Source organism: Streptomyces sp. NBC_00523 (genome assembly GCF_036346615.1).
Classification (GTDB): Bacteria; Actinomycetota; Actinomycetes; order Streptomycetales; family Streptomycetaceae; genus Streptomyces.
In genome coordinates, this window is the sequence record NZ_CP107836.1 from 4983933 (window position 1) to 4994594 (window position 10662).

A 10662-nucleotide genomic window follows, 5' to 3' on the forward strand; every position below is an offset into this window, starting at 1 on the left:
GGGCGGTGTCGGAGGCAGGGGCTACAGTCCCTGCTCATGACAGATGAGTCGTGGGCAGGGTGGTACCGGGACCGGCAGGGATCGGACGCCGTCATCCTCACCACCGACGGGCAGCAACTCCGCCTCCGCGTCCGGGGCGTGGACTTCGAGGGCGGCAGCTTCGGCGGCCTGCGCCCGGTGGCGGCCGGACCGGCCGAGCAGGGGCTGTTCGCGCTGACGGACGGCGTCCTGGGCGATTGCGTCCTGGAGTGGGACCTGCCGTTCCCCGTCATGGCGGAGGGCGTGGAGCGGCAGGCGACCCTGAGCTGCCTGCTCTCGCTGCGCAGGCCCGACCCGTATCTCTACCTGGAACTCCGGTTCGGCGGGGCGGCCTTCGGCTCGCAGCGCGCCGAGAGCGACTTCGGGTCCGCGCTGGCGACGATCCAGCGGGAGCTGCCGCCCGGGGTCCGCCTGCGGACCTGCATAGCCTGCGCGTTCTCCGACTACTTCCCGGCCCCGGAGCCGGCGCGCGGTCTCTCCGGCGGGCTCGCCTGTTTCCGGGGCGCCAAGGAGGCGTACCGGGGCACGGCCGGTGAGCAGGACGTGCTCGGGCTGTGGGAGCGGCGGACCGGCTTCGTCCAGGAGGTCTGGAGCTGCCGGGAGTTCGAACCCCGGCCGACGGGGGGCGCCGGCACGGGCCACCGGGGAGCGTTCCCGCTCGAAACGGCCTGACCGTCGCGGCGCCCAGCCGCCGTCTCGTCCCGCGTATCCCACCCGCGTACCGCATACCTGATTGCCGTCACCTTCATTGTTCTACTAGCATGCGAACAAGGGAGGTTTTGATGAACCTGAAATCCGTCGGCCGCGTGGTGCTCACCGCCCTGCCGTTCCTGCTCGCGCTCGCCGTCGACCTGCTGCTCTTCGCCACCCGCCGCGACCGGCTGCCCGACCGGCTGGCCAGCCACTTCGTGGGCAACGGCCGGGTGGACGACTACTCCGGCCAGACCTCGTACCTGGTCGCCACCACACTCGTCCTGCTCGGCATCGGTCTCCTGTGGGCGCTGATGACGGGGTTCGGGAAGTTCGCCGGCGCGGCCTACCGGGTGACAGTCGCCCTCGGGTACGCCTTCGCCGCCTTCCTCGGCTACCTCATGGGGGCCGTGCTCCTCATCAACGTGGACGCCGTCGAGGACGCGCAGGGCCGGGGGCAGGACGTCCACTTCCCCCTGTGGCACCTGGCCGCCGCAGCCGGGGCGGCCGTCGTCGCCTTCGGGATCGGCTACCTCGTGGCGATGCTGACGCCGGTCCCCGAACCGGTCGCCGACGACGGACCCGAGGGGAGTGGCGAGCGCATCCCCCTGGGTGCCGGGGAGGTCGCCGGGTGGGGCCGGGGCGCCGGGTCCTGGTGGCTGCCGCTCACCGCGGTTCTGGTCATCGGCACCGGTATCGCCACGCTGTTCACGGCCAGTTGGCCCTTCGCCCTGCTTCCCCTCGTCCTCGGGCTGCTCATCGCGACCTTCGCCCGCCCGTACGTCATCGTGGACCGGCGCGGGATCACCGTCTCCGGGCTGCTCCCCTGGCCGCGTGTCCGGGTCCCGCTGGACCGGATCGAGGCGGCGGCCAGCCGCGACATCCGCCCGTTCACCGAGTACGGCGGCTGGGGGTACCGCATCCGGCCCGGGCGCAGCGGTGTCATGATCCGGTCGGGGGAGGGCATCGTGGCCCGGCTGACGAACGGCCGCGACTTCGCGGTGACCGTGGACGACTCGGCGACCGGGGCCGCCCTCCTCAACACCCTGATCGACCAGCGCCGAACGGACCACTGACCATGCTCTTCCGGGTCGACCCCACCTCCACCGTGCCGCTCGGCGACCAGATCGCCGCCTGTGTGCGGCGCGCCGTGGCCGAAGGCGCGGCGGCCCCCGGTGAACGGCTGCCCGCCGCCCGCGTCCTGGCCGAATCGCTCGGCGTCAACGTGCACACGGTGCTGCGGGGCTACCAGCGGCTGCGCGAGGAGGGCCTGATCGAGCTGCGCCGGGGCCGGGGCGCGGCCATCGCGGACGGCGCGTCCCCGCACCGCGCCCGCCTCCTCGAACGGGTCCGCGAGACCGTCGGCGAGGCCCGGGGCCTGGGGCTCACGGTGGACGAACTGCTGACCCTGGTCCGTACCGAATACGGCACCGGCTGACGGCACACCGATGGGCCGCCCCGTTCTGCGGGGCGGCCCATCGGCGCGTGTGCGAGCGGAACGGGTCAGGAACGGGCGTCCGCGAGCGCGGCCGCGAAGCCGTTCTGCCAGAGGTAGTTCACCTGGCTGCGCTCATTGGCGTCCGGATACGGGTTGGTGCAGGACGGGCCGGGGCCGCCGCCGGACATCAGCTCGCTGCACGGGCCCGAGTAGTGGTCCGGCAGGCCGAGCACGTGCCCGGTCTCGTGGGTGGTGACCCGGGTCGAGTCGTACTGCTGGTTCTGCGCGTAGTCCAGGAAGATGTAGCCGTTGCCGTGCCCGTCGGTGCTCGCGTACGAGCCGCTGGGGTCGTTGCCCTCGTAGTACGAGAAGTCGGCGTTCGAGCCCTCCTGGAGCCGGACGTTGGAGACCGAGCCGTTCCAGATCGAGGCGCTGTTGGCTATCTGGGTGCGGAAGCTCGGGGCGTTCGCGGTGCTGTAGACGATGGTGACGGACTGGGCGCCCGGGTTGGCGGCCCGCTTCTCGGCCACCGACTTCGCGACCGCCTCGAAGAACGCCTTGTTGGCGGCGGCGCTCTCGTGCGAGTCGGAGGGGCCGGTGAACGCCACGTGGGGGGCCGTGGCGGCGGTGTCCGGAACGGCGACGGCGGGGGCCGTGCCGAACGCGGCGGCGAGCGAGAGGCCGAGTCCGAGCACGGCCGACATGACGGTCCTGGGGTGTCTCATGTGGGGGGTCTCCTACCAGTTACCTGTCAGAGGAACCCGTCCGATGATCGGACTCGGACGGGGGCGGTACGGAGAGAGTGTCGGGGAAGCGGAGCCCGCGCGGATGATGTCAGCCGGTGATAACGCGGCCCTATCGCCCTCGTGTGCACATCTCGTGCACGTCTGCGGTTCCCATGCCCAACCGACGCTGAATTGCTCGCTTTTGACGGGATTACGGCCCATGGTGCGCCCGGACGGCCCGCCCTAATCTCGGCACCATGGAGCTTGAGGTGAGACACCTCAGGGCGCTGTGCGCCATCGCCGACAGCGGCAGCCTGCACCGGGCGGCCCGCACCCTGGGCGTGAGCCAGCCCGCGCTCACCACCCAGCTGCGCCGGATCGAGAACGCGCTCGGCGCCGAACTCTTCAGCCGCGAACGCACCGGCTGCCGCCCCACCCTCCTCGGCCGCGCCGTCCTCAGCCGCGCCCGCCCCCTGGTCCACGGCATGAGCGCCCTGGTCAGCGACGCGAAGGCGGAGGCGGCGGCCGTCGAAGGGCCCCGGCTGCGCATCGGCTGCACCGCCAGCCGGGTCATCGGCGGCTGGCTGCGCCGACTACGGGTGAGGCTGCCCGGGACCGACATCTCGCTGAGGGTCGACGTCTCTGCCCACGCCCTCCTCCGCGCGGTCGACGCCGGACGGCTCGACGTGGCCTTCGTGCACGAGGTGGAGGGCTGCCCGCTCGCCGTCCCGGACGGGCTGGAACAGCGGGTCCTGGTGGACCGCGAACCGCAGTTCGTCTCCATGGCCCGCGACCACCCGGCCGCCGCGCTGCCGGTGGTGGATCTGGCGGACCTGGCCGCCGACCGGTGGATGGTCGACCCCACGGTGGACGGCGAATGGGACGGGCTGCGCCGGATGTTCAGCGAAGCCGGGCTGGCGCCCGTGGTGCTCCACGGCGACTACCTCACCGCCGCCTCCCTCGTCGTCCTCGGCGAGGCGGTCGCCCCCTGCCAGCCGACCTCGGGCCCCCGCGACGACATGGCGATCCGCCCGCTGCGCGACGACCCGCTCGCGGTCCGGCTGCTCCTTGTCTCCCGGCCCGGCGCGGACATGACCGCGGTCTACGCGGAGCTGGAGGCCGCCTACCGGGACGCGGCGCGACGGGTGGCCGGATACCACCAGTGGCTGCTGCGCCACCGCAGCCCGCTGGCCCTGTCCTGAGGAGGAGGCGCCCGGGCGGACGGAGTTCCCGCCTCCGGGCGATTCAGCCGAGAGCGTGGGCCGTTCCGGACCGGGCCGCGACAGGGCAGAGTCGGGGACATGAGGCTTCTGATGCTGGGCGGTACGGAGTTCGTCGGGCGGGCCGTGACCGAGGCGGCCCTCGTGCGCGGCTGGCAGGTCACGGTCTTCCACCGGGGCCACCACGCGCCCCCGCCCGGGGCCGACGGGATCATCGGCGACCGCACCGCGGAGAACGGCCTGGCCGCACTCGCCGCCGCCGACGGTCCCACCTGGGACCTGGTGGTCGACACCTGGAGCGGCGCGCCCTCGGCGGTGCGCGACGCCGCCCGGCTGCTCTCCGCCCGGGCCGCCCGCTATACATACATATCGAGCCGTTCCGTCTACGACTACCCGACCCCGGCGGGCCTCACCGAGGACGGCCCCGTCGTGGCGGGCGCCTCGCCGGACGCCGGTGACGACCAGTCGTACGCCCTGGCCAAGCGCGGCGGCGAACTGGCCGCCCAGGACGCCTTCGGCGACCGCGCCCTCCTGGCCAGGGCGGGCCTGATCCTCGGCCCCTGGGAGAACATCGGCCGACTGCCCTGGTGGCTGAACCGGATCGCCCGCGGCGGCCCGGTCCTGGCCCCCGGCACCCCGGACGCGAACATCCAGTACATCGACGCCCGCGACCTCGCCGCGTGGGTGCTCGACGCGGCGGAACGCGGGCTGCACGGCCCGTACAACCTGGTCAGCCGGCCCGGGCACACCACCATGGGCGGACTGCTCGACGCCTGTGTGCGCGCCACCGGTTCGGACGCCGAACTGCGCTGGACCCCGGCGGAGAAGATCCTCGCGGCGGGCGTCGAGCCGTGGACCGACCTGCCGGTGTGGCTGCCGCCGGGGGAGACGTACGACGCCCTCCACCAGGGCGACGTCGGGCTCGCCCACGCGGCCGGGCTGCGCTGCCGCCCGGTCGAGGAGACCGTCGCGGACACCTGGGCCTGGCTGCGCGAGCTGGGCGGTACGGCTCCGCAGCGCCCCGACCGCCCCGCCGTGGGCCTCGCCCCGGAGACGGAGGCGAAGCTGCTAGGCCCTGTCGTCACATTCCCGTCTGCCGGGCGGACGACGGGAATGTGACGACAGGGCCTAGCGGGCTGAGGACCTGGCCGCCGCGCCGACGCGGCGAGCGGTTATCCACAGGCTCCGCGCCGTGGCCCGTCGCGGCGTTAGCCTCGGGCCATGGCCGAACTGCTGCACCTCACCGAAGGACCGCTCTGGGAGGCGGCCCGCGGGATCGGGACGTACGAGATGTCCACCCGCGGCCGCACCCTGCACGAAGAGGGCTTCATCCACTGCTCGCTGCCCCACCAGCTGCCCGGGGTGGCCGAGTTCCTGTACGGCGCGGAGAGCCGGGCCGGAGCCGCCGACCAAGAGCTCGTGGTCCTCGTCATCGACCCCGCACGGCTCACCGCGCCCCTGCGGTACGAGGCGGCGGTGCCGGGCGGCGAGGAGTTCCCGCACATCTACGGACCGCTTCCCGTCGACGCGGTCGTCGAGGTGCGTCCCTGGCCGTCCGAGGAGGGCACCCCCGCATGAGCCCCGATTCCGCCTCCGGGCCCGTCACCAGCGGTCCCCCCACCGCCGTCACCGGAGCGAGCGGCGCGCTCGGCGGCCGCGTCGCGACCCGGCTGGTCCGGGCGGGCGTCCCCGTCCGGCTGCTCGGCCGCGACCCGTCCCGGCTGCCCGTCCTCCCCGGCGCCGACCTCGCACCGCCCGCGCCCTACGGCGACGGCGAGGCCATGCGGCGCGCCCTCGCCGGGGCGCACACCCTGTTCCTCGTCTCGGCGCACGAGAGCCCCGACCGGGTCCGGGAGCACACGACGGCGGTGGACGCGGCGGTCGCGGCCGGCGTCGAACGCATCGTGTACGTCTCCTTCCTGGGCGCCGCCCCCGACGCCACGTTCACCTTCGCCCGGGACCACTGGCACACCGAGGCGCACATCCGGACCGCCGACGTCCGGTACACCTTCCTGCGCGACAGCTGGTATCTCGCCGGGCTCCCCGCCATGACCGGCGCCGACGGCGTGCTGCGCGGCCCCGCCGGGGACGGCCGGGTCGCCGCCGTCGCCCACGAGGACATCGCCGACGCCGCGACCGCCGTGCTCCTCGCGGACACCGACGCGACCGGCCCCTCGCACGACGGCCGCACCTACGACCTGACCGGCCCCGAGGCGTTCACGCTCGCCGAGGCCGCGGAGGAGCTGAGCCGGGTCACCGGACGGGCCGTCAGCTATGTGCCGGAGACCCGCGAGGAGGCGTACGCCTCACGGACGGGCTACGGGGCCCAGGACTGGGAGGTGGCCGGCTGGGTCACCTCGTACGAGGCCATCGCGGCCGGGGAGATGGACACCGTCTCGGACGCCGTCCCGACCCTGACCGGCCGCCCCGCCACGGACCTGGCCACCTATCTGCGCGAACACCCCGACAGCTACCGCCACCTCCTGAAGCAGGGCTGACCGCCATGCGCACGGAAACCCCCTGGGGCGTCTGGGACCCGCCGCCGCTCGCCGACGCCGTCCGCCTGCTCGCCCCGCTGCGCGCCCCGTGGTGGATCGCCGGAGGGTACGCGGTCGAGCTGGCGGTGGGCCGTGCCTACCGGGAGCACGGGGACATCGATGTGCTCCTGCTGCGCCGCGACCAGGCGGAGGCGCAGCGGGTCCTGGCCGGCTGGGAGTGGTGGGCCGCCGATCCGCCGGGCACACTGCGGCCCTGGCGCCCCGGCGAGACCCTGCCCGCCGCCGTCCACGACATCTGGTGCCGGCCGGGGCCGGACGAGCCGTGGCGGTTGCAGTTCATGCTGGACGACACGGACGGCGACGACTGGGTGTTCCGCCGCGACCCCCGGGTCCGCCTCCCGCTGGAGCGGCTGGGCCGGGTCGCGCCGGACGGCGTGCCCTACCTCGCGCCCGAGATCCAGCTCCTCTACAAGTCCAAGTCCCGGCGGCCCAAGGACGAGCGGGACTTCGAGGAGGCGCTGCCGGTTCTGGACGACCACGGGCGCGCCTGGCTGGCCGAGACGATCACCCTGGCCGAGGGCGCGGACCACCCGTGGGCGGTCCGGCTGCGGGCGGCACTCGCGGAGTGAGAAGGGGGGGCGACCCAGCGGCCCCGGGCCCGTCTCCGTAAGCGCGCCCCCCGCCTCCGTAAGCGCACCGCCCTCACCCTGCGTAAGGCACCCCACCCTCACCTCACGTACGCCCCCGCCTTCGCCGCCAGGACCGCCGCGTCGGCGGCGCGGTCGGCGGCCGCCTCGTCCAGCGGGTCGCCGCTGGCCAGCAGGCGGTAGTAGAGCGGCGCGGAGACCGCGCGTACGACCTCGTCCGCGTCCGTGCCGGACGGCAGTTCGCCCCGCTCGACGGCCTCGGTGACACAGCCGGCCCACTCCTCGACCCGGATCGCGTAGAAGCGGTGCAGCGCCTGGGCGGTACGCGGATCGCAGGTCGCCGCCGCGATCACCGAGCGGAACAGCGCGCCCTGGCGCGGATCGGTCAGCGTCTTCAGCACCAGCCGCGCGTTCGCCCTGAGGTCACCCTCCAGCGAGCCGGTCCGCGCGCGCGGCGACGACTGCTCGGCCATGTCGTCCAGCAGGTCCGCGATGAGACCGGTGGGCGAGGCCCAGCGCCGGTAGACGGTCGTCTTCCCGACCTCCGCGCGGCGCGCCACATCGGCGAGGTCGAGGCGGTCGAAGCCGTGCTCGGCCAGCGCGTCGCCCGCCGCGCGCAGGACGGCCTCGCGCACCCGGGCAGTCCGCCCGCCGGGCCGTACGGTGCCCGGTTCCACGCTCTCGGAAGCCATAACGGGACTCCAGTTCCATTAACGAGCATTCCTCTGCTACGGTCACTCCATCTTAACGGAACCACGGAACCGTTTAGCTTTCGCGGTTCAGCTTCGCCGTTCAGCTTCCGTCCGAGGAGGGACGACCATGTCCGCGCCCAGTCGCACCCCGTCACGCCCCGCACCCACCGCCTCCGTACCGCCGCCGTCCGCCCGGATGACCGGGCGCCAGAAGCTCGTCCTGGCCCTGCTCCTCGGCGCGCAGTTCATGATCGCCGTGGACTTCTCGATCCTGAACGTCGCGCTGCCCGTCGTCGGGGAGGGGCTCGGCTTCGCGCTCCGGGACCTCCAGTGGATCGCCACCGCGTTCGCCCTCGCAGCCGCCGGTTTCACGCTGCTGTTCGGGCGCGTCGCCGACCTCGTCGGCCGTAAGCGCCTGTTCATCGCGGGCATGGCGGTCCTGGGCCTGTCCTCGCTGCTGGGCGGCCTGGCCACCTCGCCGGAGGTCCTGCTCACCGCCCGCGTGCTCCAGGGCCTCGCCACCGCCGCCGTCACGCCCGCCGGGCTCGCCCTGCTGACCACGGCGTTCAAGGAGGGCCCGCTGCGCGAACGCGCCCTGGGCCTCAACGGCGCCCTGATGTCCGCCGGGTTCACCGCGGGCGCGATCCTCGGCGGGCTCCTCACCGACCTGCTCTCCTGGCGGTGGGCCTTCCTGGTCAACGTGCCGGTCGCCGCCCTCGTCGTCGCCCTGGCCCCGGCCGTCATCGCCGACTCCCGCCCCGCCGAGCGCCCCCGGCTCGACGTCCCCGGCGCCGCGGCCGTCACCGGCGGCCTGCTGCTCCTCGTCTACGGGCTGACCCGGGCCGGGGCGACCGGCTGGACGACCCCCACCACCCTCGCGGCGCTCCTCGCCGGGCTCGCCCTGCTCGTCGCCTTCTGGTTCGTGGAGAAGCGGGCGACCGCGCCGCTCGTCCCCGTACGCATCCTCAAGCGCCGCAGCGTCATCTGGGGCAACGCCACCGGGCTCATCGCCTTCGTCACCGAGACGTCCCTGGTGTTCCTGCTGACGCTCTACCTCCAGGAGGTCCTGGGCTACACCCCGCTCGCGACCGGTCTCTCCTTCGGCGTCCTGGGTATCGGTACCGTGATCGGCGGCACCCTCGGCGGCCGGGCGGTGGGCCGCTTCGGCAACCGGAGGACCATCGTCGCCGGGGGAGTCGTCCAGGCCCTCGCCACGCTCTCGCTGGTGGCGCTCGGGACGTCGGGCGCCTGGATCTGGCTGCTGCTGGCCGCCACGTTCATCGGGGGCATCGGCAACATGCTGATGATCGTCGGCTTCATGGTCACCGCGACCTCGGGCCTCCCCGACGAGGAGCAGGGCCTCGCGACCGGCCTCGCCACGATGACCCAGCAGGTCGGCATAACCCTCGGCATCCCGGTCATGAGCGCCGTCGCGACCGCCCGGATGACCGCGCTGGGCGACACGGGGCCGTCCGGCATCCTGTCCGGGGTCTCGGTCGCCGTCCTGGTCAACTCGGCGCTGGTCCTTGCCGGAGCGGTGCTCGCGGGTGCGTTCCTGCGGACGCGGCGGGAGGGCTGAGGGGGCCGGCCCGACGCTAGAGCGTCAGCCAGCCACGCGAAGCCGCCTGTACGCCGGCCTGGAAGCGGGTCTCCGCCTTCAGCTCCTGCATCAGGCGGCTGATGCGTCGGCGGACCGTGTGGACGTGCACCTCCAGGCGACGGGCTATCGCCTCGTCCTTCAGGCCGGAGGACAGCATCGTCAGCAGCTCCCGGTCCTCGTCCGTGACCTGGCCGTTGTCGACCGAGCCGATCGGTACGGCCCGCTCCCACACCGCCTCGAACAGCGGCACCAGCGCGTTGCTCAGCAGTGCGTCGCTGACCACCAGGGCGGTGGCGGTGGGGTCGGCCGCGTCGGTCGGCGGGAGCAGCGTCATCCGGCGGTCGACGGTGATCAGCTTCGTCGGCAGGGCCATGCCGAGCCGGATCTGCACCCCCTCCGCGGCCAGCACGTTCAGCCCGCGCGCCCGCCCGTGGAAGCTCAGCCCCTCCCGGTCGACCACGGCCCGCACGCGCACCCCGCGCCGGACCGGCTCGGCCATGTTGATCGGCTCGGGCATGCCGTCCGGCTCGCTCGCTGCGTACGGGGGGCGGTCCAGGAGGGCCACCTCCTCGGTCGCGGACACCACCAGCGAGGTGACCCGCTCGGCGATCGCCTTACGCCCCCGCAGCGTCTCGATCCCCAGGGTGCGCGGGGTGTGCGAGGCGGACATGAGCTGCGCGGCGATCCGGTCCACGGAGCCGGTCAGCTCCTCCAACTCCGCCTCGCGTCGCAGGAGTTCTGCCTGGTGCAGATGGATGAGGTTGCGCAGCGCGGTGGCCGGGGCGTCCGGGACCGGCAGCCCGGAGCCCCGGGCGGGGCGGGTGAAGCCGCGCTCGGCGAGGCGGTCCAGCGCGTGGCGGAGCTGCCGGGGCGAGAGACCGACGCCCTGGGCGAGAGCGGTCCGGGTGGTGTTGCCGGGGGTGTTCAACAGCGCCTCGTACACCCGGAGTTCGTCCGCGCCGAGCCCGAGGGCCTGCCACTGTTCGTCCAGATCAGCCCATTTCACCAGCCGATTTTCGCCGCTGCCTGTAGGCCACACAAGTGTGCACGTACAGAAGTCTGCAGGTGGAACGCATTGTTCACATCCCGCTCCGGGTCTTCCATGTCGGCATC

Annotated in this window: 12 protein-coding genes; 9 read left to right on the plus strand and 3 right to left on the minus strand. The window is 73.7% G+C overall.

Translation table 11 applies throughout. From position 1 onward, the window contains the following. Positions 1–36 precede the first annotated feature (36 nt). The 3 genes from OHS17_RS22820 to OHS17_RS22830 all read left to right on the plus strand — a co-directional run bounded on the left by OHS17_RS22820 (position 37) and on the right by OHS17_RS22830 (position 2167). Positions 37–711, plus strand: coding sequence for a DUF6304 family protein (locus OHS17_RS22820; RefSeq protein ID WP_330313645.1), 675 nt, complete (start codon positions 37–39; stop codon positions 709–711). Between the two features lie 110 nt (positions 712–821). Then, positions 822–1805, plus strand: coding sequence for a DUF1648 domain-containing protein (locus OHS17_RS22825; RefSeq protein WP_330313646.1), 984 nt, complete (start codon positions 822–824; stop codon positions 1803–1805). A gap of 2 nt (positions 1806–1807) precedes the next feature. Beyond that, entirely contained in the window at positions 1808–2167 is a 360-nt protein-coding gene (locus tag OHS17_RS22830; RefSeq protein WP_073964020.1) for a GntR family transcriptional regulator, read from the plus strand. A 65-nt stretch (positions 2168–2232) separates the two neighbouring features. On the opposite strand, the gene snpA is transcribed toward OHS17_RS22830, so the two are convergent. Further along, positions 2233–2892 (minus strand): snapalysin, encoded by a 660-nt coding sequence (gene snpA, locus OHS17_RS22835; RefSeq protein ID WP_330313647.1) that lies wholly within the window; start codon positions 2890–2892, stop codon positions 2233–2235. Positions 2893–3149: 257 nt separating this feature from the next. On the opposite strand from snpA, the gene OHS17_RS22840 reads away from it, so the two are divergent. The 5 genes from OHS17_RS22840 (at position 3150) to OHS17_RS22860 (ending at position 7239) form a co-directional block, all read left to right on the plus strand. Continuing rightward, positions 3150–4094, plus strand: coding sequence for a LysR family transcriptional regulator (locus OHS17_RS22840; protein ID WP_037786430.1), 945 nt, complete (start codon positions 3150–3152; stop codon positions 4092–4094). 111 nt (positions 4095–4205) lie between these two features. Further along, positions 4206–5231 (plus strand): NAD-dependent epimerase/dehydratase family protein, encoded by a 1026-nt coding sequence (locus OHS17_RS22845; RefSeq protein WP_330315332.1) that lies wholly within the window; start codon positions 4206–4208, stop codon positions 5229–5231. A 102-nt stretch (positions 5232–5333) separates the two neighbouring features. Continuing rightward, on the plus strand, positions 5334–5690 hold the full coding sequence (locus tag OHS17_RS22850) for a DUF952 domain-containing protein (RefSeq protein WP_330313648.1): 357 nt from the start codon (positions 5334–5336) through the stop codon (positions 5688–5690). Then, positions 5687–6610 (plus strand): SDR family oxidoreductase, encoded by a 924-nt coding sequence (locus OHS17_RS22855; protein WP_330313649.1) that lies wholly within the window; start codon positions 5687–5689, stop codon positions 6608–6610. The genes OHS17_RS22850 and OHS17_RS22855 overlap by 4 nt, the downstream gene beginning before the upstream one ends. Positions 6611–6615: 5 nt before the next feature. After that, positions 6616–7239 (plus strand): nucleotidyltransferase domain-containing protein, encoded by a 624-nt coding sequence (locus OHS17_RS22860; protein ID WP_330313650.1) that lies wholly within the window; start codon positions 6616–6618, stop codon positions 7237–7239. 98 nt (positions 7240–7337) lie between these two features. Here OHS17_RS22860 and OHS17_RS22865 read toward each other — a convergent pair whose 3' ends face one another. Further along, complete coding sequence (locus OHS17_RS22865) at positions 7338–7949, minus strand: TetR/AcrR family transcriptional regulator (protein ID WP_330313651.1); 612 nt, start codon at positions 7947–7949, stop codon at positions 7338–7340. 127 nt (positions 7950–8076) lie between these two features. Between OHS17_RS22865 and OHS17_RS22870 the strand changes: the two genes are divergently transcribed. Beyond that, complete coding sequence (locus tag OHS17_RS22870; RefSeq protein ID WP_330313652.1) at positions 8077–9528, plus strand: MFS transporter; 1452 nt, start codon at positions 8077–8079, stop codon at positions 9526–9528. A gap of 16 nt (positions 9529–9544) precedes the next feature. Here OHS17_RS22870 and OHS17_RS22875 read toward each other — a convergent pair whose 3' ends face one another. Beyond that, positions 9545–10555, minus strand: coding sequence for a LuxR C-terminal-related transcriptional regulator (locus tag OHS17_RS22875; protein ID WP_330313653.1), 1011 nt, complete (start codon positions 10553–10555; stop codon positions 9545–9547). Between the last annotated feature and the right edge of the window lie 107 nt (positions 10556–10662).

Coding starts and splice junctions, on each gene's coding strand:
- OHS17_RS22865 (WP_330313651.1), bottom strand. CDS start 7,949: ATGGCTTCCGAGAGCGTGGAACCGGGCACCGTACGGCCCGGCGGGCGG.
- OHS17_RS22860 (WP_330313650.1), top strand. CDS start 6,616: ATGCGCACGGAAACCCCCTGGGGCGTCTGGGACCCGCCGCCGCTCGCC.
- OHS17_RS22870 (WP_330313652.1), top strand. CDS start 8,077: ATGTCCGCGCCCAGTCGCACCCCGTCACGCCCCGCACCCACCGCCTCC.
- OHS17_RS22825 (WP_330313646.1), top strand. CDS start 822: ATGAACCTGAAATCCGTCGGCCGCGTGGTGCTCACCGCCCTGCCGTTC.
- OHS17_RS22845 (WP_330315332.1), top strand. CDS start 4,206: ATGCTGGGCGGTACGGAGTTCGTCGGGCGGGCCGTGACCGAGGCGGCC.
- OHS17_RS22820 (WP_330313645.1), top strand. CDS start 37: ATGACAGATGAGTCGTGGGCAGGGTGGTACCGGGACCGGCAGGGATCG.
- OHS17_RS22840 (WP_037786430.1), top strand. CDS start 3,150: ATGGAGCTTGAGGTGAGACACCTCAGGGCGCTGTGCGCCATCGCCGAC.
- snpA (WP_330313647.1), bottom strand. CDS start 2,892: ATGAGACACCCCAGGACCGTCATGTCGGCCGTGCTCGGACTCGGCCTC.
- OHS17_RS22830 (WP_073964020.1), top strand. CDS start 1,808: ATGCTCTTCCGGGTCGACCCCACCTCCACCGTGCCGCTCGGCGACCAG.
- OHS17_RS22850 (WP_330313648.1), top strand. CDS start 5,334: ATGGCCGAACTGCTGCACCTCACCGAAGGACCGCTCTGGGAGGCGGCC.
- OHS17_RS22855 (WP_330313649.1), top strand. CDS start 5,687: ATGAGCCCCGATTCCGCCTCCGGGCCCGTCACCAGCGGTCCCCCCACC.